This window comes from Pseudoalteromonas sp. 78C3 (assembly GCF_002836695.1).
Classification (GTDB): Bacteria; Pseudomonadota; Gammaproteobacteria; order Enterobacterales; family Alteromonadaceae; genus Pseudoalteromonas; species Pseudoalteromonas arctica.
Genome location: NZ_PJAV01000128.1, coordinates 1 through 23,565 on the forward strand (window position 1 = coordinate 1; position 23,565 = coordinate 23,565).

Here is a 23,565-nt window from a genome sequence, read left to right on the forward strand (position 1 = left end):
GGTTTAAAAGCAGCTGTCAGTGTTTAGTTATAAATTGGCCAAACACAGTAGATAAATAACCCCTCGTTTTGTAGGTGCGGTTTTATACCGCACTTTACTTAAAAATATTAGCAAGAGCGCGAAGTAAATTCGCACCTACACGGTTTTTACTTTTGTTGTAGACGCTAGACTGCTCGCGTGAAAAACGAAGGTAAATGAGAAACCATAGTCAACTTACGCTTTACTTCTCTAAAGCGCAGCGTCTCTTAACCTCTTTGTGAACAAATCACTTTTATGGTTTTTAATCACTTACCGCTTAAAGCCTTAATAATTTCTTCTTTTCTAAAACACTCATTACTGTGATCGTTAACCATGCCGCAGGCCTGCATGTGAGCATAAACTGTTGTAGGCCCTAAAAACTTAAAGCCGCGTTTTTTTAAATCTTTAGCAAATGCGGTTGATGCCTCTGTAATTGCAGGATAATCCTCAACGTTATTCAAATTACTTATAATCGGCTTATTATCCACAAACTGCCATTGGTAGTTACTAAAGCTACCAAATTCTTTTTGTATTTCTATAAAGCACTTTGCGTTGTTAACAGTTGCCGCAATTTTTAAGCGATTGCGCACAATACCCTCATTAAGCATTAATCTCTCAACGTCATTGAGTGTGAATTGTGCCACTTTATCTACATCAAAATTAGCAAATGCTTTTTTGTAACCGCTACGCTTTTTTAAAATTGTGTACCAGCTTAAGCCGGCTTGCGCTGATTCAAGAGTGATAAATTCAAACAGCTTTGTATCATCATAAAGAGGGACGCCCCATTCTTCATCATGGTAAATAACGTAGTCGGGTTTAGTGGTGTCGAGCCACGGGCAACGGCACTTTATTTGCTCACTCATTATTATTCCTTTTTGTGTGCGTCATTTTTATGTCGCTCAAATTATTGATGTAACTTAATGATAAGTATGTAAATAAATTTTGGTATAAATCGTGCATTTAGACATGTATCTACATCAATTCGAGATTTGATTATGGCCCTTGCTAGCGTGCTAAAACCACAGTTTTTTTCTGCAAATCAGTATAACCCATGTTTACTTCAAGAGGAGTACATTGGTGAATTAAGCGATCTGCGCAAGCAAGCAAGTTGGCTTTCACATTTGGTTGATACCATGCCAGCAGGTGTGGTTGTACTTGATGGCAAAGGGTTGATTGCAAAAGCGAATCAAATAGCGATTGATATGCTTGGCGAGCCACTTGAAGGCGAACGCTGGTTTAATGTTATTCAGCGCTCTTTTAGGCCACATCAAGATGATGGTCACGAAGTGTCTTTAAAAGACGGGCGCCTAATAAAGCTTGATATTACCGCTTTAGCACCAGAGCCTGGGCAACTTATTTTAATGACGGATTTAACCGAAACTCGCCGTTTACAAAAACGTGTTGCACATATGCAGCGATTAAGCGCGCTGGGTAAAATGGTTGCGTCACTGGCGCATCAAGTACGTACGCCGCTCTCAGCCGCTATGCTGTACGCTGCTAATTTAGGGTCTAAGCGCTTACCCGAAGCATCTCGCGATAACTTTCAAACAAAGTTAATGTCGCGTTTAAAAGATTTAGAAACTCAAGTAAACGACATGCTGTTATTTGCTAAAAGTGGCGATCAGCAAGTTGTTGAGCAAGTTTCAATGCAGCAGCTGTTAACAGAAGTTAAAGCAGGTGCTGATGCGATGGTTGCACTTAATGAAAGTGAACTGGATGTAAGCTTACCAGAGCCAGATATACAAATAGTCGGTAATAAAACGGCATTGGCCAGTGCTATTCAAAATCTTGTGCACAATAGTATTCAAGTTATTGGCGGCGGTGCAAAAGTAAAAATTAGCGCACAAAGAGATTTAAAAGATTTAGATATGGTTCGTATTAGTGTGAGCGACAATGGCCCAGGTGTTGATTTAAGCCAAAGCGATAAAATTTTTGAACCATTTTTTACTACAAAAAGTCAGGGCACAGGTTTAGGGCTTGCTGTAGTGAGTTCGGTGGCTAGTGCGCACCAAGGCCGTGTTGATGTGACCAATAATACGCAGGGTGGTGCCTGCTTTAGCTTGTTACTGCCTATTAAGGCAACATCTAAACTAGAGGGTTCATTATGAGTAACACTATTTTAGTTGTCGAAGATGACGCAGGGCTTCGTGAAGCCTTAATAGATACCCTTGAAATGTCGGGTATTGAATGTGTTGCAGCCAACAGTGCTGAGCAAGCAATGTTACTGCTTAAAAAAGATCAATTTTCGCTTGTTGTAAGCGACGTGCAAATGGGCGCAATGAGTGGACTTGATTTACTACGCAGTATTAAATTAAACCACCCTGATTTACCTGTATTGATGATGACGGCGTACGCCACAATTGACGATGCGGTAGAAGCCATGCGCCTAGGTGCAATTGACTACATGGCTAAACCATTTGCACCTGAAGTGCTGTTAAATATGGTGAGCCGTTATTTGCCTGAAAAAGCAAAAGAAACCGACGGACCTATTGTTGCCGACCCAACTAGTATTCAATTATTGGAGCTTGCGAGTAAAGTAGCACGCTCTGATGCAAGTGTAATGGTACTTGGCCCAAGTGGTTCAGGTAAGGAAGTACTCGCTCGTTATATTCATGATAAGTCGAGTCGTTGTAATGAGCCTTTTGTAGCGATTAACTGCGCGGCTATTCCTGAAAACATGCTCGAAGCCACTTTATTTGGTTACGAAAAAGGGGCTTTTACAGGCGCGATTCAAGCATGTCCGGGTAAGTTTGAGCAAGCACAGGGCGGCACTATTTTACTTGATGAAATTACTGAGATGGACTTAGGGCTACAAGCTAAGCTGTTACGCGTACTGCAAGAGCGTGAAGTTGAGCGTTTAGGGGGTCGTAAAACAATTCAGCTCGATGTACGTATTTTGGCAACCAGTAATCGTGATTTAAAAGAAGCCGTGTCTGAAAATCAGTTTAGAGAAGATTTATATTACAGGCTTAATGTTTTTCCACTTATGTGGCGACCATTGTGCCAACGCCCTGGCGATATTATTGTATTGGCTAAGCATTTAATTGAGCGCCATATAAGTAAAAGCAAAGAGCCTATGGCGTATTTAGATAAAGCTGCCGAGCAAAAGTTACTGGCTCACGCGTGGCCTGGTAATGTGCGCGAGCTTGATAACGTTATACAGCGTGCACTTATACTGCGAAGTGGCGATACAATAAACGAGCATGCTATTTTTATCGAAAACTTAGTATCTAATAATTTTGTTATGGAGCCTTCATTGGCACCAGCGCAAACAGTATCGCCAACAGAATTAGCTCACGCAGATAAAGGCGTTGATAAAAGCACGCTAAGCTCCGCATATTATGATGAAAAATTGCATGCCGAGGATGAGCCTAAACAAGGTTTACTTGCGGCAGATACCGGTAGCTATAAAGATGAGCTTAAAGACAAAGAGCATCGCATTATTTTAGAAACCCTTGCACGTTGCCAAGGTAAGCGTAAAGACGTTGCCGAAACATTGGGCATAAGCCCGCGCACTCTACGTTATAAACTAGCGCAAATGCGCGATTTAGGTATTTCACTTCCTGCATAACCTCCTATAAACCCTAAGTTTGCAGTGCAAGCTTAGGGTCGTCAAAACTCTGACTAACACAAACTAAAGTTAACCTATTGTATTTTAATGATTAATTATTTGGCATGCTTTGTGCTTTATTACTTGTAAGAGTTCACTGCGTGTCAGAGATAAATTATGAAAATTCAAAACAGTGCTGTATTTCAAGAAATGCAATCAATGGCTTTAGAAGCCGGCCGTAATAATCAAATAAATAAATTGCCGACTCAAGTTCAACCTACTTCTACTTCCCAGTTTGGCGACATGCTAAGTGATGCACTAAATTCAGTGCACGGATTACAACAAGATGCCGCGCAAAAAGTAACAGCAGTTGAGATGGGTGATCGAAGTGTATCGCTTGCTGAAGCGATGATTGCTTCTCAAAAATCGTCAGTTGCTTTTGAGGCTACAGTACAGGTTCGTAATAAACTTGTTGAAGCTTATAAAGAAATCATGAACATGCCTGTTTAATTAGGTAGTGGAGAATTATTGTGGCGCAATCTAACCAATCTACAGACCTAGCACTTGCTGGTGGCGGTATTGACCAAAGTGGTGGTGATGATCAACAAGAACAAAAGTCAGGCTACTTAAGTGCTTTAAATGGTGTTGATGTATTGCGCCAAGTAACATTGGTTATAGCATTGGCTATTTGTTTAGCTATCGCGATTTTTATTATTATTTGGGCTCGTCAGCCAGATATGCGCCCGTTAGGCAAAATGCAAACTGAAGAGCTTATTCAAACGCTCGACTTTTTAGATGCGCAACAAATTGAATATCAACTAGATGGCAACGTTGTATCGGTTGATGAAAGCGAATACCAAAACATTAAGCTACTAATGACCCGCGAAGGGTTAGAGCAAGGGCCAGCGTCGGGCTCTGACATAATTATGCAAGATATGGGCTTTGGTGTAAGCCAACGCTTAGAGCGCGAACGCCTAAAACATGGTCGAGAACAGCAGTTAGCACGCACCATTGAAGAACTTAACAACATTACTCGCGCTAAAGTATTGTTAGCCATTCCTAAAGAAAACGTATTTGCCCGCAGAGAGAAAAAACCATCAGCAACTGTTGTATTAACGCTTAAGCGTGGCCGCTCACTTGACCGTGAAGAAGTAGATTCTGTTGTTGATATGATTGCTTCAGCAGTACAGGGTTTAGAGCCTATGCGAGTTACTGTTACCGATCAAAATGGTCGATTACTAAATTCAGGTTCGCAAAGCTCATTAGCAGCACGCTCTCGTAAAGAATACGATTTAGAACGTAAGCGCGAACAAGAGTATCTTGAAAAAATAGACAGTATTTTAATACCGGTTGTTGGGCTTGCAAACTATACAGCTCAAGTTGATTTGAGTATGGACTTTAGCTCGATTGAGGAAACTCAAAAGCGTTATAACCCAGACCTACCAGCGGTTAGAAGCGAAACCACATTTGAAGAAAATAACATTGGCGGCCTAGCTGTTGGTATTCCAGGTGCGCTTACAAATCAGCCACCGTTAAATTCGAACATTCCTGAGGTTGCGGGGCAAGGTGGTGCAGGCACAGCTACGTCACCAACACGCAGCCACAAAGAAGCCACACGTAATTATGAACTCGACACTACAATTTCTCATAAGCGCCAGCAAAGTGGTGTAATACGTAGGATAAGCGTATCAGTTGCTGTTGACTACATTGCTAAAGTGGGAGAAAACGGTGAAACAACCATGACTCCACGCTCGGTAGAGGCATTGTCAAATATTCGTCGCTTACTACAAGGTGGTGTAGGTTTTGATATGCAACGTGGTGATGCACTTGAAGTCGTAACAGTGCCGTTTGTACGTGAAGAAACAAATTTAGCAATAGAAGTGCCACTGTGGGAACAAGACTGGTTTATGAAAATAGCCCGCCTTGTATTAGGCGCCTTAGTTATCATTGTATTGATAATGGCAGTAGTAAAACCAATGCTTAAACGCTTAATTTACCCAGACGATACACTAGAAGAATACGACGAAGATGCATTAAGTTCAGGCGTAGATATTGGCGACAACACGCTTGATATGCTAAATAAAGACTTTGATTCTGCTTCGGTTGGTTTCTCAAGTGATGGTACACTGCAGTTACCGGATTTACATGGCGACGAAGATTTACTTAAAGCAATTCGTGCCCTTGTAGCTAACGAACCAGAACTATCATCACAAGTAGTCAAAGCGTGGTTAACAGAAGATGACTGATCAAGAACAAAAACAACTCCCGCCAGCCTTTGATGTTGATAAGCTAGATGGGGTAGATAAAGCCGCTATATTACTTTTGAGTTTATCAGAAGAAGATGCCGCGCAAATCCTTAAACACTTAGAACCTAAACAGGTGCAAAAAGTGGGTATGGCAATGGCTGGGCTACAGGATTTATCTCAAGCTAAGATTAGCGCTGTACACAACTTGTTTATAGAACAAATTCAAAGCTTTAGTACCATTGGTTTTCAGTCAGAAGACTTTATTAAAAAAGCGCTTACAGCAGCCCTTGGTGAAGACAAAGCCGCTAGCCTTATTGACCAAATTGTTATGGGCTCAGGCGCTAAAGGATTGGATTCATTAAAATGGATGGACTCTAAGCAGGTAGCAAACATTATTCGTAATGAGCATCCACAAATTCAAACCATTGTATTATCGTATTTAGAGCCAGAGCAGTCAGCTGAGATTATTGCTCAGTTCCCTGAAAAAGTGCGCTTAGATTTAACCATGCGTATTGCAAACCTTGAAGAAGTTCAGCCAGCAGCACTGCAAGAGCTAAACGAAATCATGGAAAAACAATTTGCCGGCCAAGCAGGTGCACAAGCCGCTAAAATGGGTGGCTTAAAAGCTGCTGCAGATATTATGAATTACCTAGATACCAATGTAGAAGGGCAATTAATGGACTCGATTCGTGAACATGACGAAGAGATGTCGCAGCAAATTCAAGATCTTATGTTTGTATTTGAAAACTTAATGGATGTTGAAGACCGTGGTATTCAAGCAATCCTACGAGAAGTACAACAAGACGTATTAATGAAAGCAATTAAGGGCACCGACGATGCGCTTAAAGACAAAATACTGGGCAATATGTCTAAGCGTGCAGCTGAAATGCTTGCTGATGATTTAGAAGCTATGGCACCGGTACGTATAAGCGAAGTAGAGGCGGCGCAAAAAGAAATTTTATCAACAGCGCGTCGTTTATCTGACTCAGGTGAAATTCAGCTGGGCGGCGGCGGTGGCGAGGAGTTCCTGTAAACCATGAGCAAACTCAAAGGACGCACACTTCGGGCTGATGAAGCCGATGAATTATTAAAAAACTGGGCTATTCCAGATGTAGCACCAGATGAGAGCAGCTTTGGCAATCGCTCTACGGCTTACGGCACACCGCTTAGTGAGCTGTACAAAAAAGAATTAGCCGAAGAAATGCCTATTGATGAGCCACAAGAACCAGAACTCCCTGCGCTTACCATGGTTGAGCTTGAACGCATTAGACAAGACGCGTACGAAGAAGGCCTTAAACAAGGTCATGAGCAAGGCTACATAGACGGTTTTGAAAAAGGCGTTGGCGAAGGTAAAGAAGCAGGTTACAAAGAAGGCTTAGAGCAGGGTAAAACACAAGGCCTTGAAGATGTAAAACCATTAATTGAAGAGCAGTTAACAAGTTTAAAAGCCATTTTAGAGGGGCTAACTGCACCGCTAGATAAAGTGGACGAACAAGCTGAAAAGCAATTAGTGCAACTTGCTAGCATGTTGGCGGAAGCTGTTATTTATCAAGAAGTAAAAACATCGCCTGAAGTGATTTTACATACTTTAAAGCAAAGTATTGATTCACTTAATGCGGAGCAAGAAAAAGTACGAATCCATTTAAACCCCGAAGACTTAGAACTCATAAAAGAGAGCTACGGCGAACAAACCATTATTGATAATAACTGGCAATTAATGGCAGAGCCCACTCTTGAGCGCGGTGGCTGTGAAGTTAAAACAGCGCAATCGTCACTCGACATGACCCTTAAAACACGTGTCAAAGAAACGTTGGATAGTTTTTTGCATAATAGTGGTATCTAACTATTTTATTGGCGTGTTATGTCAACTCAACGTGCACCTTTAAGCGAACGCTTATCTCAATATCAACAACATATTAAAACCCCGGCGCCTGCTGTGGCAGGTATTTTAACGCGTGTTGTTGGCCTTACCCTTGAGGCTAGAGGTTTACGTGCACCCGTTGGTAGCCAATGTAAAATAGAAACTATGAACGGCTTTGTAGACGCCGAAATAGTCGGTTTTAACGATCAAACTTTGTACTTAATGCCTAACGACCACATCTCTGGTGTATTACCTGGTGCGCGTGTTATTCCTCAAGTAAATAATTTAGGTTTACCTGTAGGGATGAGTTTATTAGGCCGCGTGGTGGATGGTTTAGGGCGACCGCTAGATGGCTTAGGTAAAATTAATGCTGAGCATCATTTAAAGTTTGCGCAAAATACTATAAACCCGCTTTCAAGAAGACCAATCACTAAGCCTATGGATGTAGGTGTGCGTGCTATTAACTCGGTTATCACAGTAGGGCAAGGCCAGCGTATGGGCTTGTTTGCAGGCTCTGGTGTGGGTAAATCAGTACTTCTCGGTATGATGACCCGAGGTAGCGAAGCCGATGTAATTGTTGTTGGTTTGGTGGGGGAGCGTGGGCGCGAAGTAAAAGAATTTATTGAAGAAATACTCGGTGTAGAAGGGCGCAAACGTTCAGTTGTTGTCGCAGCGCCTGCTGATTCATCACCACTTATGCGTTTAAAAGGCTGTGAGAGCGCCGTAACTATTGCAGAGTATTTTAGAGATCAGGGTTTAAACGTATTATTGTTACTCGATTCGGTAACGCGTTATGCAATGGCACAACGTGAAATTGCACTTGCTGTTGGCGAGCCGCCCGCTACAAAGGGTTATCCGCCTTCGGTGTTTGCTAAATTACCTGCGCTGGTGGAGCGTGCTGGTAATGGCGGTGAAGGGCAAGGTTCAATTACTGGCTTTTTTACGGTGTTGAGTGAAGGCGATGATATGCAAGACCCTATTGCTGATGCAGCGCGAGCTATATTAGATGGCCACATTGTACTATCGCGTGATTTAGCTGACAGTGGGCACTATCCTGCTATAGATATTGAAAAGTCGATTTCGCGTGTTATGCCTCAAGTTGTTTCTGAGCCGCATATGCAACAAGCCCGAGTGCTTAAACAAGTGTATTCAATGTATCAACAAAACAAAGACATGATTACTTTAGGCGCTTATCAAAAAGGGACCGATCAAATGCTCGACCAAGCTATAAATATGATGCCAAGAGTGAATGCATTTTTACAACAAGGTATGCGAGATGTCATTAGTTACGATGATGGTCTGCAAGGTCTTGCTCAGTTACTAGGACAAGCATAATGGCTAAAAACAAGCTCGATTTATTGCTCAAAATTGAAAATGATAAAGAAGAAAATTTGCGCATGAGTTACTTACAAGCTAATCAAAACTTGCAATCGAATCAACAAAAGCTACAAGGTTTAAACAATTTTAGACTTGAATACTCTCAGCAGTTACACCTAAAAGGTAAGTCGGGTTTATCTAGTGCAGGGTTTGGTCAGTACCATGCTTTTATAGCTAAAATTGAAGAGGCAATTCGCCAACAAGCAAGTACCGTAAATACCGCTAAGCAAGTTGTTACTCAACGTAAAACTCTATGGCTTAAGCAGCAAATTAAAGCTAAAGCAGTTGCCAAACTAATCGAAAATCAAAAACTTAAAGCAAATGCGTTAATGGCTAAAAATGAGCAAAAAATGTTAGATGAATTTTCAGCTAATCAGTTTTTTCAACGTCGTAAAGCTTTGTAATTCAGGCACGTTAATTGCTTTGTTACTTAGTGGGATTCAACTTTTGGCGGTATGCGGTGGCATATTGCCGTAATGGTATTAGGTGATTTATGGCGATGAATAACATTTCGTTTTTAGTTTCTTCTGAAAAAGATTCACTGTTAGCTTTTAAAGACAATAGCTTAGCTAATGGCGGAGAAAATTTAGGCGATGAATTTTTAAGTCAGCTAAACGAAGCGCATAACTCTATGGAGCCTTTGCTTAAAGGCAATAAAAATCCCGATGCCGAAAACTCGATTGCCATACCTAAGCATAAACAGCCAGAAGAAAATGAAAATCTGAGCGTAAAGCTAGATGAAGTAATAACTGACGAAGTTACTTTTGTGTCTGTTGAGATGCTTGATCAAATTAATTCAGCACAAGCAATGAGCACTTCGGTCAATAAGCCGTTCGATGCAACTAACAGTTTAGAATCAGAAAATGCAGAGCTAGAAGCTACACTAGTAGAGAATACAGAATTACAAAGCACACCAATAATTGCATCCACCAATACAAGTGATGAAGTATCGGCTAAAGAAGCGAATACAGCGAGTGTAGTGCAAAATCCAATTGCCACTAATGTAGACTCTAAAACGGCTAAATTAACTGATTCAAAAAGCGATAACTTTAGCTCACCACCTTTGAATTCGTTACCATTAAATGAAGGTAAACATCGTAAAAGTGGTGTTGCTGAAGCTATTGAAGGGCCATTAAATTCTATAAATAAGAAGCCCGATGACAGCATTGGCCCTATATTAGAAAAACCTGAATTTGCATCAACAATGATTTCTAAAGAGCAACTGGGACAAAATAAGTCTGCTGATGAAAATAATATAGTTTTGCCAACACCCACCGACAAAGCGGGCGTTACTCAGTCTTCTTTAGCCGCAACTGAAGCTGATAATAATGCAGCAATAGATACGTTAATGACTAAAGATGAGAGCTTAATTAAAGCTAATGATGTTATTGCTAGTTTAACGCCTGAGCAGCGCTCACAACTTAACGCGCAAGTTAAGGTATTAGAAAATACTGATTCAACAAGTAACGCAACTAGTAGCACTTCAAATCTTAAGCAAATGCTTGCGCAATTTATTACTGATAACGAAAAAACGCAGAGCACGGTAACAAAACACTCTTTTAGCGCAGAAATCAATTCACTTAATACAACTGAAAAACAAAGCTTATTAACGCAATTAAACGCTTATATTAAAACAGAGCAGCCTAAAGGCGAGCAATTAGCAGTGCTTAAGCAAACAGTTAATGAATTAAAAGCTTCAATTGAAATAGGACTTGCCGATACCGCTAAGACAGACTCAAAAACGTTTGTAGCGTCAGAGACTCCTAATACAGTATATAATCCACAAAAGTTAAGCTTAAAGACATCGACAAACGAAGGGGCTGATTTAAATAAAGCCGTAACAACCTCAACTAAGGGTGATGATTTATTAAAATCACTTGAAGAATTACAAAAAGATGGCCTTAAAAAAATAACTGCTGAACAAACTCCTGCACGCGTAGCACAAGTATTTACGCAAATTACAGCAGCTCTAAATACTCAGCAAGTGAGCACATTAAGCCAATACGACTCATTAAGTTACGAGCAGAGCTTACTTGATACCCAAATAATACAAACTCAACAATTACAAAGTACATCGCAAGTTAAGCAAGTAAGTATTGATCCTGGTGTAATGCAGGCAATTAATATTGTTAAAAGTGATGCAGCTAAATTACTGCAAGAGCGCGTTAGCTCAATGCTGAGCATTAATAATAAAGAAGCAGAAATTCGCCTAGATCCTCCCGAAATGGGCAGTATGCAAATACGTATTCGCAGCGATGCAGAACAAGCACATATAAACTTTGTAGTACAAAACCAGCAAGCCAAAGAAGCACTTGAACAATCAATGCCGCGCTTACGTGAAATGTTAGCGCAACAAGGATTAGAGCTTGGTGAAAGTACTATTTCTTATGGGCAATCAGGTGGTGAAACTGCCGAGCAGAGTGAGAGTGGACCTCAAGGTAATTTGGCTAATAATAAGTCAGTTAATGATGAAAACGACGAGCAAGCAAATAACACTGCACAAAGTTCTCGACAACAAACTTCATCATCAATAGATTACTATGCCTAAGTGCTGCTATTATAATAACTAAAACAAGCAAGTACCTTTGCGATTAAAGGAATCATGATGGCTGAAGAAACAAGTTTAGAAATTGAAGAAACCGGTAAAAGTAAAAAGAAACTAATAATAATCATAGTAGCTGTACTACTTATTGTAGGCGGTGCTGCAGGTTACTTTTTTATGTCGGGTTCGGATGCGCCAGTTGAAACCTTAGATGAAGAGACTGCGATGTCAGCAGATGCACCTTCTGCTGCAGTTGGTGATTCAGCTGAAATAGGCAGTGCTTTATATGTGTCAATGCCACGCCCATTTGTATTTAACGTGCCCGGTTCAAGTCGCGACAGAATTGTGCAAATTAAAGTACAGTTACTGGTACGTGGCGAAGTAAATGAAGAAACAGCTAAAAAACACATTCCATTAATAGAAGGTACGCTACTAAGCGTGTTTTCTACTACAACTGCTGATGAGTTAAGTACGAGCTCTGGTAAAGAAACACTTCGTTTTTCTGCACTTGAAAAGGTACAAAAAGCCTTAATGGATGTTGAAGGCAGCAAAGTAATTGAGCGGGTATTGTTTACCGGCTTTGTGATGCAATAAGGGGTTAGCGTGAGCGATTTATTATCCCAAGACGAAATTGATGCGCTATTACATGGCGTTGATGACGTTGAAGAGGAAGATATACACGAAGGTGAAGATGGCGGAGGAGGTACGCTTCAGTACGATTTTTCTTCGCAAGATCGGATCGTGCGTGGTCGTATGCCGACGCTGGAAATTGTTAATGAACGCTTTGCTCGTCATATGCGAATTAGCCTATTTAACATGATGCGCCGCACCGCAGAGGTGTCTATAAACGGCGTGCAAATGATTAAGTTTGGCGAGTATATTCATACTTTATTTGTTCCAACCAGCTTAAATATGGTCCGTTTTAGACCTTTAAAAGGCACTGGCCTGATTACCATGGAAGCACGACTTGTGTTTATTTTGGTAGATAACTTTTTTGGTGGTGACGGGCGTTATCATGCAAAAATAGAAGGCCGAGAATTTACGCCAACAGAGCGCCGAATTGTACAAATGCTCCTTAAGATCATCTTTGAAGATTATAAAGAAGCATGGGCACCGGTTATGGATGTATCGTTTGAATACCTCGATTCTGAAGTAAACCCAGCTATGGCTAATATTGTAAGCCCAACTGAAGTTGTGGTTATTAGTTCTTTCCATATTGAGCTTGATGGTGGCGGTGGCGATTTTCATATTGCTTTACCTTACTCTATGCTTGAGCCAATTCGAGAGCTGTTAGATGCGGGTGTTCAGTCTGATACTGAAGATACCGATTTACGTTGGAGCAAAGCACTTCGAGACGAAATAATGGATGTAGAGGTTGATATGTCGACTCAGTTACTTGAAGTTGATTTAACCTTAAGGCAGATTATGGAACTCAAAGCCGGTGATATTATTCCGGTTGAAATGCCTGAGCATATAACCGTGTTTGTTGAAGAACTCCCTACATTTAGAGCTAAAATGGGTCGCTCTCGCGATAATGTTGCACTTCAAATTAGTGAAAAAATTAAACGACCTGATTCAGTTAAATCTGAGCTGCATGTATTTACCAAAGGCGGCAAGAAAATTGACTCAGATGCAGAATTAGCAGAACTAGAAGATGATTTACACCTCTCTGACGGTGTAGACTTAGACTGGTAATTGATTAAAAGGTTAAAAGTATGAGCGATGATCAAGACACAATGGATGAATGGGCAGCAGCATTAGCAGAAGCCGAAGCTCCAGATGATAGTAGCGAAGCACATGTTGCAGAGCTTGATGAGTTAAGTGATTCAAAACACGAAATGAGTGGCGATGAAAAACGAAAACTCGACACTATTTTAGATATCCCCGTTACTATTTCAATGGAAGTAGGACGCTCTAAAATTAATATTCGTAACTTATTGCAACTTAACCAAGGCTCTGTTGTTGAGCTTGACCGTGTTGCGGGCGAGCCGCTAGACGTGCTAGTTAATGGTACTTTGATAGCCCATGGTGAAGTAGTTGTAGTAAACGACAAGTTTGGTATTCGCTTAACTGACGTGATAAGCCAAGTAGAGCGGATCAAAAAACTACGATGAGCTTATTAGTTGCTTTAACGAGTTCCGTTTTTTCAAAAGCAGATGTGGCAACACCCACTGGAGATATACTCTCTATGGTGCTGTCGCTTGCTATGGTGCTAGTACTAATTATTGTGCTGGCATTTTTTGTTAAAAAGCTTAATCCAAATTTAGCAAACAGCGATGAATTTAAAGTAGTCAGAAGTCTACCTTTGGGTTCTCGCGAGCGTTTAATGGTTGTTGAGATAGATAATGCTCAGCATTTACTTGGTGTAACTCCCCACAGTATTAATTACTTACACAAGTTAGAAACCCCATTAAGTGAAAAAGAACTACCTGAACTCGCTAAACGATTTGGTAAACTTTTAAACCCGCAATCAAACCAAAATAAAAAGAATTAAACCTATGACAAAGTGGCTGCTTATTATTTTTGCCATGGTGTTTGTACCAAGTGTAAGCGCAGAAGGAATTGATGCGCTTACTATTACAACAAACGCTGATGGCACACAGGATTACTCAGTAACGTTACAAGTTTTAGCAATTATGACGGCGCTGAGTTTTATACCGGCTGCCATAATTATGATGACCTCCTTTACACGAATAATTGTTGTACTCGCCATTTTGCGCCAAGCAATTGGTTTGCAGCAAACACCGTCAAACCAAGTGTTATTAGGGATGTCGCTTTTTCTAAGTATTTTTATAATGTCGCCTATTTATCAGCAGGTAAACGAGCGAGCTATAGAACCTTACTTAAATGAGCAGGTTACTTCAGTACAAGCTTTAGAGCTGGCTAAAGAGCCAATGAAAGCATTTATGCTTTCACAAGTGCGTTTAAAAGATTTAGAAACGTTTGCTAAAATTGCCGGTTACGATCAGCTAGATTCGCCACAAGATACACCGTTAATAGTGCTTATACCCGCCTTTGTAACCAGCGAATTGCAAACCGCATTTATTATAGGGTTTATGTTTTTTATCCCATTTTTAATTGTTGATTTAGTGGTCGCCTCGGTATTAATGGCGATGGGTATGATGATGCTTTCACCCATGATTGTGTCCTTACCGTTTAAAATTATGTTATTTGTACTTGTAGACGGCTGGAGCTTAGTGATGGGTACCTTAGCCAAAAGCTTTGGTTTAGGGACTTAGTATGCAAAGCATTAACATGACCCAACAATAGGAGTACAACATGGAACCGGAAATTTTTGTTGATATCCTAAGTGACGCTCTTTTTTTAGTTATTAAGCTGGTGTCTGCAATTGTAGTCCCAGGCTTAATTATTGGTTTAGTTGTTGCCGTGTTTCAGGCTGCAACGTCTATCAATGAACAAACATTGAGCTTTTTACCTCGTTTATTAATTACCATTAGTGCGCTTATTGTGGGTGGGCATTGGCTTACTCAAGAGCTAATGGACTTTTTTACTCGCCTAGTATTACTTATTCCTGAAATTGCAGGTTAAGCGTGGAATACCCCTTTGCTGTCGTTATTCAATGGTTGAGCGATTTTTTGTTGCCGCTGGTACGCATTAGCTCAATGATTATGATTATGGCTGGTTTGGGGGCTAAAAATGTTCCTACACGTATAAAAATGGGTTTATCGGTTGTTGTAACTTTTGTTGTAGTTCCTGTTTTGCCCCCAGCTACATTCACTAATTTATTTTCGTTTGAGATGATTTTAGTCGTTATTCAACAAATGCTGATTGGTGTTGCTATTGGTTTTGCATCTATACTTTTATTAAATACTTTTGTGTTAGCAGGGCAAATACTCGCGATGCAAACCGGTTTAGGTTTTGCTTCGGTTATTGATCCTTCTAATGGCGCAAGCGTCCCAGCGGTTGGCCAGTTTTTCCTTATTTTGGCCACCTTGTTATTTTTTGCTTTTAACGGGCATTTAATGATGATTCAAATGGTAGTGCATAGTTTTCAAGTGCTACCCATTGATGGCACATGGTGGTCTGTAGATCATTACTGGGACATAGTGACCTGGGGCGGCTGGATGTTTACTACAGCACTTGTACTCTCACTTGCACCGCTTACCGCTATGCTCGTTATTAATATGTCGTTTGGTATTATGACGCGTGCAGCACCGCAATTAAATATTTTCTCTATTGGTTTTCCGTTTACCTTGGTAGCGGGACTTATTATTATTTGGGCGACACTAGGTAACTTTGTTTCTCAGTTTGAGTTTCAATGGTTAAAAATGGTTGAGCTAATGTGTACTTTAGTTGGTTGCTCACCTTAGGAGAAAGTCATGTCTGAAGACTCAGGACAAGAAAAAACAGAAGAACCCACATCCAAAAAGCTTGAAGAATCTAAAAAGAAAGGCCAAATAGCGCGCTCAAAAGAGCTAGGTACTATGTTTGTACTTATTTTTTCGGCTATATCGCTTTTGATGTATGGGCCAGAAATTGGCAAAGGTTTATACAATGTAATGGGCCGAACCCTTAGCTTAAACCGCAACGAAGCCTTTGATACCACTAAAATGTTTGCCGTATGGGGAGAGGTTGCAGACGCTTTAATGTTTCCTATGGCTATGTTTGTATTAATTATAGTTTTGGCTGCATTTATTGGTAATACGTTACTAGGTGGTTTTAATTTTAGCTGGGAAGCCGCTGCACCTAAAGCAAGTAAAATGTCGCCAATGAAAGGCTTTAAACGTATGTTTGGCCCGCAAGCGGCTATTGAGCTTGTAAAGTCACTTTTAAAATTTGGTTTGGTTGCAAGTTTTGCTATATTTTTAATTAATACTTATTTTGATGAAATACTACATTTAAGTTTAGAAAGTGCACCAGGTAATATTATCCATGCCTTAGAGATTTTAGGGTGGATGTTTTTAGGCCTTTCGTGCACTTTAATTATTATTGCCGCTATTGATGCGCCATTTCAAAGTTATAACCATAACAAACAACTTAAAATGACCATGCAAGAGATTAAAGATGAGTATAAAAACTCTGAAGGTGACCCACAAATAAAAGCGCGTATTAGGCAAACACAAAGGCAAATGTCGCAAAACCGTATGATGCAAGATGTCCCTGACGCTGATGTTATTGTTACCAACCCAACTCACTACTCTGTAGCATTAAAATACGATACAGAGCGCGCAGGTGCGCCAATAGTGCTTGCTAAGGGTATTGATGAAATGGCGATGCAAATTAGAAAAGTAGCAATAGGGAACGAAGTACCTATTTTAGAATCCCCCATGTTGACCCGAGCGCTTTACCATACGGCTGAAGTAGGAGAGCAAATACCCGATCAGCTATTTACTGCTGTAGCGCAAGTTTTAGCGTATGTATTTCAGCTTAAGCGCTTTAATAAAGGGCGTGGTAAACGTCCAACTAAGCTCAATAACAAGCTCCCAATCCCCGATGCCTACAAGTATTAAACAGTTAACTTAGTAACTTGGAATAGTTATTGCAAATTCTACGTAGTGTCAATTTTTTGAAATTGTAGAATTATGAGTTTTAAAGCGGTATTACAACAACTTAACAGAGACAAAAAAGACTATGCCAAAGGGGTAGGTACTCCTTTGCTTGTGCTTGCTGCCTTGGGAATGGTGATTTTACCGTTACCGCCATTTTTACTCGATATCCTTTTCTCGTTTAATATTGCCCTCGCATTAGTGGTTTTACTCGTGACTGTTTACACGATGAAGCCGGTTGAGTTTGGTATATTCCCCTCTGTATTACTAATCGCTACGATTATGCGCTTAGCGCTTAATGTTGCCAGCACTCGAGTTGTATTACTTGAAGGTCATAATGGTGGTGATTCTGCCGGCAAGGTAATTGAAGCGTTTGGCTCAGTTGTTATTGGTGGTAACTACGCTGTTGGTTTGGTCGTATTTTTAATCCTGATCATTATTAACTTTGTGGTAATTACTAAAGGTGCTGGGCGTATATCTGAGGTATCTGCACGTTTCACCCTTGATGCAATGCCGGGTAAACAAATGGCAATTGACGCCGATTTAAACGCAGGCTTTATCAGCGCAGAGCAAGCGCGTGACCGCCGCGAGGAAGTAACTCGCGAAGCCGATTTTTACGGCTCAATGGATGGTGCGAGTAAATTTGTAAAAGGCGATGCCATTGCAGGTATTGTTATATTAATCATAAATATTGTTGGTGGTTTATTTGTCGGTATGATTCAGCATAATTTGAGTTTTGGCAACGCAATGGAAGTATATACATTACTTACCATTGGCGATGGCTTAGTTGCTCAACTCCCTTCTTTACTGCTTTCAATTGGTACCGCGATTGTTGTAACACGTCAAAATGAGTCGCTCAATATGGGTGACCAATTTAAGAAACAACTAGGTAACGAAAAATCACTCTTTATTGCTTCAGGTATTTTGATCATCATGGGGTTAGTGCCTGGTATGCCGCATTTTGCTTTTTTAAGTTTAGGTGCGTTACTGGGTTATTTAGCTTACTACACACAGCAAACTAAGTTAAAAGCCGCTGCAGCAGAGGCCGAAGAAGCCGCCAGTGGCGGAAGTGCTGCAACAGGTATTGCCAATAAACAAGAGCAAAAAGAACTTGGTTGGGATGATGTTCAACAGGTTGACGTAATTGGCTTAGAAGTAGGCTATAGATTAATTCCTTTGGTAGATCAATCTCAAGGTGGTGAGCTACTTAATCGTATTAAAGGTGTACGTAAAAAGCTTTCTCAAGAACTTGGTTTTTTAGTACCACCTGTTCATATTCGCGATAATTTAGAGCTTGACCCTAATGCTTACAGAATAACGCTAATGGGTGTTTCAACCGGTGAAAGCGAACTTAAACATGGTGACGAGCTAGCGATTAACCCAGGGCAAGTATTTGGCCCAATTAAAGGGGTTGAAACTAAAGATCCTGCGTTTGGCCTTGATGCAGTATGGATCAAGCCAGATCAAAAAGATGAAGCGCAATCACTAGGTTATACCGTTGTAGATTCAGCCACGGTAGTTGCCACTCATATTAGCCAGTTATTAACTAACAGCGCGGCGTTGCTACTAGGGCATGAAGAAGTCCAAAACCTGCTTGATATGCTCGCTAAAAGCCACCCTCGCTTAGTAGAAGGGCTAGTACCAGATGTGTTGCCATTAACTGCAATTGTAAAAGTACTGCAAAATTTATTGAATGAAGGTGTAGCTATTCGCGATATGCGCTCAATTGTTCAAACCCTTGTTGAGTATGGCCCGCGTAGCCAAGACCCTGATGTATTAACGGCTGCAGTGCGTATTTCTCTGCGTAGGTTAATTGTTCAAGATGCGGTTGGTATGTCATCAGAAATCCCTGTCATAACCTTGGCACCTGAGTTGGAACAGATGTTGCATCAGTCATTACAAAATGCAGGCGATGAAGGTGCCGGTATTGAGCCTGGACTTGCAGAGCGACTTCAAGTGTCATTGACACAAGCGCATCAAAATCAAGAAATGGCCGGTGAACCTTCTATATTGCTAACGTCAGGAATGTTACGCACTGTGTTATCTCGTTTTGTTAAGTACACCATTCCAGGATTGAGAGTGATGTCTTATCAAGAGGTACCAGACGAAAGACAGATCAAGATTGTTAGCTCTGTAGGCCAACAATAAGATTTTAACAGGGGTTGAATCATGAAAATTAAACGTTTTTTTGCTAAAGATATGCGCACAGCACTTAAAGAAGTTAAAGATGAGTTAGGTGTTGATGCGGTTATTATGTCAAATAAGAAGCTGGCTAACGGTGTAGAAATTGTAGCGGCAGTTGATTATGACAAAGCAGCCCCTAAAGTAGCAGCGCAACCACAACGTACTGCAGAACCGCGCGCTCAAGCACCACAGCAAAGCATGCATAATTTTGTAAAACCAGAGCCTCAGCGTGCCAAACCAGAGCCGCAAGCAAAAGTGGCTGACAGCCTACAGGCTTTATTAGAGCGCCAATCACCGCGTCCTCGCTCCCCTGAACTTGCATCAATGTTTTCACAATCAGGTATTGATACTACCGATAACTATCAAGAACCAGCTATGGAACAGCGTACTAAAAATATGTTTGCTCCTGAAAATGCAGCGCCAGTTCGTCCACAAACTCAAGCGGATAGCTTAGGTTTTGATGATTTAGACAGCGACTTTGATGATTTAGATAGTCCAGTAACTGCTCGCCAACAAACACCCAATAATGAAAGCGAAGAAATGACAACAATGCGTGAAGAAATGAACGCAATTCGTCAATTACTTGAGCATCAAGTATCAGGCTTAATGCAGCAAGATATGGCGCGTCGCGATCCAACACGCGCTTGCATGGTTGACCGCTTAGTCGGTATGGGTATTGATAAAGAAGTAGCGCAACAAATGGCATGTTTTGTACCTGATGATGTATCTCGTAAGCAAGGCTGGAAAGCGTTGTTAACGATGGTCGAAGATCAAATGCAAACAACCAATAATGAAATACTTCGCCAAGGTGGTGTATATGCGTTAGTGGGTCCAACAGGTGTTGGTAAAACAACAACAGTTGCTAAGCTTGCAGCGTTAGGTGCACAAAAATATGGCGCTGATAAAGTGGCCTTAATAACCACTGATACATACAGAATTGGTGCTTATGAACAGCTTGCTACTTACGGCCGTATTATTGGTTGTGGTGTAAAGCAAGTTAAAGATGCTAATGAATTAGCTGAAGTTTTATATCATTTACGAAATAAACGTCTAGTATTAATTGATACAGCAGGTATGAGTCAGCGAGATTTACGTTTGACTGAGCAGTTAAACACGTTAATGCGTAACCAACGTGTGGATATTCGCAGCTACTTAGTACTAAGCGCGACGGCACAAATTAATGTATTACAAGAAACAGTACGTCACTTTAAAAAAGTACAGTTAAGTGGTTGTATTTTCACTAAGTTAGATGAATCATTAAGTTTGGGTGAGATTATTAGTATTGCGATTCAAAATCGCCTCCCAATAGGGTATCTTACTAACGGTCAACGAGTGCCAGAAGATATTCGTGTTGCAAATGCTGAGAAACTAGTGAAAAAGGCTGAGCAATTATATTTAAAAAGAACAAAAGCACAACATTCAAGGCACCAAGCAGTGGCGCCAAGTACAGTAGGGATGTATGATTAACACAGTATTAGATCAAGCAAGCGGCCTGCGCAAAATGAGTCAAAACAATAACAACGGCGTAAAAGTTATCGCTGTAACCGGTGGTAAAGGTGGGGTAGGGAAAACAAATGTTTCTCTAAATACCGCTATTGCACTAGGGCAACAAGGTAATAGAGTATTAGTGCTGGATGCTGACTTAGGTTTAGCAAACTGTGATGTGATGCTTGGTTTACGTGTAGAGCGCAATTTATCACACGTTTTGTCAGGTGAATGTGAGCTTGACGAGATTTTAGTTGAAGGCCCTGCTGGTATTAAAATTGTACCCGCTACATCGGGCTCGCAAAGTATGGTTGAACTATCGCCATCTGAGCATGCCGGGCTAATTCGTGCATTTAGCGAATTGAATACCGAATTTGATATTTTAATTGTAGATACAGCCGCTGGTATTTCAGACATGGTGCTAAGCTTCTCACGAGCAGCACAAGATGTAATGGTTGTAGTGTGCGATGAACCAACATCAATAACCGATGCTTACGCACTTATTAAAGTATTAAGCCGCGAGCACGGTGTTTATAAGTTCAAAATTGTTGCCAATATGGTCCGCAGTATGCGTGAAGGCACTGAATTATTTGCAAAACTATCTAAAGTTACCGATCGCTTTTTAGATGTTTCAATGGAGCTAGTAGCAACGGTTCCTTATGACGAAAATATGCGCAAAGCAACACGTCGCCAAAAGGTGATTGTTGAGCTCTTTCCAAGTTCGCCAGCCGCTCTCGCGTTTAAAGCGCTGGCGACAAAAGCAGTTAAATGGCCAATACCAAATCAACCATCTGGGCATTTAGAGTTTTTCATTGAGAAACTAGTAAACGGCTAATTATGACAACATTGGTGAATAGAGCTATGGGATATCAATCAACACAAAACTTAAATGTGATTGTTGAGAAACATGCATCACTTGTCAAAAAAGTGGCATGTCATCTAATTGCTCGATTACCACCTAGCGTTCAGCTTGATGATTTAATTCAATCAGGAATGATAGGTTTAATAGAAGCTTCAAAAAACTTTGATGCAACAAAAGGCGCAAGCTTTGAAACCTTTGCCGGTATTCGTATTCGCGGGGCTATGCTTGATGAAATGCGCCGTGGTGATTGGGCTCCTCGTTCAGTACACCGTAAAAGCCGACAAGTTGCAGAGGCAATTACTGGGCTCGAAAGCAGTCTGAATCGCGAACCAACAGATACAGAAGTTGCTGAAAAACTTGAAATTTCACTCAATGAGTACCATCATATTTTAAATGATGTTAATACCAGTAAAGTATTAGGCATAGAAGACCTTGGTGTAGATGAGGATGTTATTACTCCCGTAGGCCAAGATTTAGCGCTAGACAAACCTTTTAATAATGTTAAAAATGATCGGTTTAATGAGTCTTTGCTAAATGCAATAAAGTCATTACCAGAGCGTGATGCGATGGTACTTTCTTTATACTATAACGATGAAATGAATTTAAAAGAAATAGGACATATACTCGATGTAAGCGAATCGCGTGTAAGTCAGATACATGGTCAGGCGATGATTAAGCTTAAAGCTAAAATCAATGACTGGATAAACTAGTAGTAAGTAAACTAAGGTTAATACCTCACTGGGGGATGTTTTGGATAAAAACATGAAAATTCTTGTAGTTGATGATTTTTCAACGATGAGACGAATTATAAAAAACCTATTACGTGACTTAGGTTTCACTAACGTTCAAGAAGCTGATGACGGGTCTACAGCTTTGCCTATGTTACAAAATCAAGTGTTTGATTTTGTGGTTACAGATTGGAATATGCCGGGAATGCAAGGTATTGACCTTTTAAGAGCAATTCGTGCAGATGATAAGTTAAAACATATCCCTGTACTGATGGTAACGGCAGAGGCTAAAAAAGAACAAATAATAGCTGCAGCACAAGCTGGCGTTAATGGTTATATTGTTAAGCCATTTACGGCTGGAACATTAAAAACTAAATTAGAAAAAGTATTTGAACGCTTAGGCTAATGATGGGGGAGAGGCTTATGTCAGCACCAGCTGCGCCTCAAATAACGTTAGAACAAGCTCGTCAACTCGTCATTTATTTAGAAAACGATGAGCAAGATAAAGCTAATCAGTTGATTTTAGAGACAGCTTCGCAAGAGCAGTCTAAATTATTTGCTGAAGTTGGGAAGTTGACTCGTCAACTGCACGAAGCACTTAAAAGCTTTGAGCTTGATACTCGCTTAACTAACATAACGACAGATGCGATTCCAGATGCTAAAAAGCGGCTTAATTATGTTATAGAAATGACAGAAAATGCGGCTAATAAAACAATGGATGCTGTTGAGGCTAGTTTACCTATAGCTCAGCAACTTGCAGATGAAATATCTCATATCAAACCGACATGGGATCGTTTAATGAGCCGGGAGATTGAGCTTGGTGAGTTTAAACAACTTTGCCATAGTATCGATAAGTTTATGAATAACTCTCATCATAAAACGGATGAGCTTCAAAGCTTAATGACAAATGTACTAATGGCTCAAGACTATCAAGACTTAACAGGTCAAGTTATTCGCCGTGTTATAGAACTTGTTAGAGAAGTAGAAGAAAGCTTACTTCATCTTTTAACAGCGTTTGCTGAACAAGATGACAGTGACAACACAGCGAATAAAGTAGAACAACAAAAAATAAAAGAACCAGTTGCCACACAAACTTTAGCAGGTCCTGAAGGCCCTATTATTGATAAAGAATCGCGTAATGATGTTGTGTCTGATCAAGATGAAGTCGATGATCTTTTATCAAGTTTGGGCTTCTAAGAGGAGAG

General features: G+C 40.6%; 24 protein-coding genes. 23 read left to right on the top strand and 1 reads right to left on the bottom strand.

Going from position 1 to position 23,565, the window contains the following annotated elements:
- Positions 1-284 precede the first annotated feature (284 nt).
- Positions 285-881, bottom strand: coding sequence for a DNA-3-methyladenine glycosylase I (locus CXF76_RS06615; RefSeq protein WP_024589952.1), 597 nt, complete (start codon positions 879-881; stop codon positions 285-287).
- Positions 882-1,013: 132 nt separating this feature from the next.
- Here CXF76_RS06615 and CXF76_RS06620 point away from each other — a divergent pair, with 132 nt between their 5' ends.
- The 23 genes from CXF76_RS06620 to CXF76_RS06730 all read left to right on the top strand — a co-directional run bounded on the left by CXF76_RS06620 (position 1,014) and on the right by CXF76_RS06730 (position 23,557).
- The gene (locus CXF76_RS06620) at positions 1,014-2,126 is read left to right on the top strand and encodes a sensor histidine kinase (RefSeq protein ID WP_007581877.1); all 1,113 of its coding nucleotides are present in this window, start codon (positions 1,014-1,016) and stop codon (positions 2,124-2,126) included.
- A complete protein-coding gene (locus CXF76_RS06625; protein ID WP_024589951.1) occupies positions 2,123-3,589 on the top strand; it encodes a sigma-54-dependent transcriptional regulator in 1,467 nt (488 codons plus the stop codon). The genes CXF76_RS06620 and CXF76_RS06625 overlap by 4 nt, the downstream gene beginning before the upstream one ends.
- 156 nt (positions 3,590-3,745) lie before the next feature.
- On the top strand, positions 3,746-4,078 hold the full coding sequence (fliE, locus tag CXF76_RS06630; RefSeq protein WP_007581879.1) for a flagellar hook-basal body complex protein FliE: 333 nt from the start codon (positions 3,746-3,748) through the stop codon (positions 4,076-4,078).
- A gap of 20 nt (positions 4,079-4,098) precedes the next feature.
- Positions 4,099-5,814, top strand: a complete 1,716-nt coding sequence (gene fliF / locus CXF76_RS06635; RefSeq protein WP_007581880.1) for a flagellar basal-body MS-ring/collar protein FliF — start codon at positions 4,099-4,101, stop codon at positions 5,812-5,814.
- Entirely contained in the window at positions 5,807-6,847 is a 1,041-nt protein-coding gene (gene fliG, locus CXF76_RS06640; protein WP_007581881.1) for a flagellar motor switch protein FliG, read from the top strand. The genes fliF and fliG overlap by 8 nt, the downstream gene beginning before the upstream one ends.
- Before the next feature lie 3 nt (positions 6,848-6,850).
- Positions 6,851-7,657 carry a flagellar assembly protein FliH gene (gene fliH / locus CXF76_RS06645; protein WP_024592741.1) on the top strand — a complete coding sequence of 269 codons (807 nt, stop codon included), beginning with the start codon at positions 6,851-6,853 and terminating at the stop codon, positions 7,655-7,657.
- An 18-nt stretch (positions 7,658-7,675) separates the two neighbouring features.
- Complete coding sequence (fliI, locus tag CXF76_RS06650) at positions 7,676-9,010, top strand: flagellar protein export ATPase FliI (protein WP_024589949.1); 1,335 nt, start codon at positions 7,676-7,678, stop codon at positions 9,008-9,010.
- Positions 9,010-9,456, top strand: a complete 447-nt coding sequence (gene fliJ / locus CXF76_RS06655) for a flagellar export protein FliJ (protein WP_024589948.1) — start codon at positions 9,010-9,012, stop codon at positions 9,454-9,456. The genes fliI and fliJ overlap by 1 nt, the downstream gene beginning before the upstream one ends.
- A gap of 89 nt (positions 9,457-9,545) precedes the next feature.
- Positions 9,546-11,600, top strand: coding sequence for a flagellar hook-length control protein FliK (locus CXF76_RS06660; RefSeq protein WP_101163314.1), 2,055 nt, complete (start codon positions 9,546-9,548; stop codon positions 11,598-11,600).
- Positions 11,601-11,657: 57 nt separating this feature from the next.
- Positions 11,658-12,188, top strand: a complete 531-nt coding sequence (gene fliL, locus CXF76_RS06665) for a flagellar basal body-associated protein FliL (RefSeq protein ID WP_007585800.1) — start codon at positions 11,658-11,660, stop codon at positions 12,186-12,188.
- A 9-nt stretch (positions 12,189-12,197) separates the two neighbouring features.
- Positions 12,198-13,289 (top strand): flagellar motor switch protein FliM, encoded by a 1,092-nt coding sequence (gene fliM, locus CXF76_RS06670; RefSeq protein ID WP_101163315.1) that lies wholly within the window; start codon positions 12,198-12,200, stop codon positions 13,287-13,289.
- Between the two features lie 20 nt (positions 13,290-13,309).
- A complete protein-coding gene (fliN, locus tag CXF76_RS06675; RefSeq protein ID WP_007585803.1) occupies positions 13,310-13,708 on the top strand; it encodes a flagellar motor switch protein FliN in 399 nt (132 codons plus the stop codon).
- Entirely contained in the window at positions 13,705-14,088 is a 384-nt protein-coding gene (gene fliO / locus CXF76_RS06680; RefSeq protein ID WP_024589944.1) for a flagellar biosynthetic protein FliO, read from the top strand. Before fliN ends, fliO begins: the two co-directional genes overlap by 4 nt.
- 4 nt (positions 14,089-14,092) lie before the next feature.
- The gene (gene fliP, locus CXF76_RS06685; protein ID WP_007585804.1) at positions 14,093-14,833 is read left to right on the top strand and encodes a flagellar type III secretion system pore protein FliP; all 741 of its coding nucleotides are present in this window, start codon (positions 14,093-14,095) and stop codon (positions 14,831-14,833) included.
- 40 nt (positions 14,834-14,873) lie between these two features.
- Entirely contained in the window at positions 14,874-15,143 is a 270-nt protein-coding gene (fliQ, locus tag CXF76_RS06690) for a flagellar biosynthesis protein FliQ (RefSeq protein ID WP_002959325.1), read from the top strand.
- A 2-nt stretch (positions 15,144-15,145) separates the two neighbouring features.
- Complete coding sequence (gene fliR / locus CXF76_RS06695; RefSeq protein ID WP_024589943.1) at positions 15,146-15,925, top strand: flagellar biosynthetic protein FliR; 780 nt, start codon at positions 15,146-15,148, stop codon at positions 15,923-15,925.
- Positions 15,926-15,934: 9 nt separating this feature from the next.
- Positions 15,935-17,065: a flagellar biosynthesis protein FlhB gene (flhB, locus tag CXF76_RS06700; RefSeq protein WP_007585806.1), complete on the top strand. Its 1,131-nt coding sequence runs from the start codon at positions 15,935-15,937 to the stop codon at positions 17,063-17,065.
- A 72-nt stretch (positions 17,066-17,137) separates the two neighbouring features.
- Positions 17,138-19,249 (top strand): flagellar biosynthesis protein FlhA, encoded by a 2,112-nt coding sequence (gene flhA / locus CXF76_RS06705; RefSeq protein WP_010553901.1) that lies wholly within the window; start codon positions 17,138-17,140, stop codon positions 19,247-19,249.
- Between the two features lie 21 nt (positions 19,250-19,270).
- Positions 19,271-20,752 carry a flagellar biosynthesis protein FlhF gene (gene flhF, locus CXF76_RS06710; protein WP_024589942.1) on the top strand — a complete coding sequence of 494 codons (1,482 nt, stop codon included), beginning with the start codon at positions 19,271-19,273 and terminating at the stop codon, positions 20,750-20,752.
- A complete protein-coding gene (locus tag CXF76_RS06715) occupies positions 20,745-21,605 on the top strand; it encodes a MinD/ParA family ATP-binding protein (RefSeq protein WP_007585809.1) in 861 nt (286 codons plus the stop codon). Before flhF ends, CXF76_RS06715 begins: the two co-directional genes overlap by 8 nt.
- A 26-nt stretch (positions 21,606-21,631) precedes the next feature.
- Positions 21,632-22,342: an RNA polymerase sigma factor FliA gene (locus CXF76_RS06720; RefSeq protein ID WP_007585810.1), complete on the top strand. Its 711-nt coding sequence runs from the start codon at positions 21,632-21,634 to the stop codon at positions 22,340-22,342.
- A gap of 40 nt (positions 22,343-22,382) precedes the next feature.
- A complete protein-coding gene (gene cheY / locus CXF76_RS06725; protein ID WP_008132609.1) occupies positions 22,383-22,766 on the top strand; it encodes a chemotaxis response regulator CheY in 384 nt (127 codons plus the stop codon).
- Positions 22,767-22,783: 17 nt separating this feature from the next.
- Entirely contained in the window at positions 22,784-23,557 is a 774-nt protein-coding gene (locus CXF76_RS06730; RefSeq protein ID WP_007585814.1) for a protein phosphatase CheZ, read from the top strand.
- The last annotated feature ends 8 nt before the right edge of the window (positions 23,558-23,565 follow it).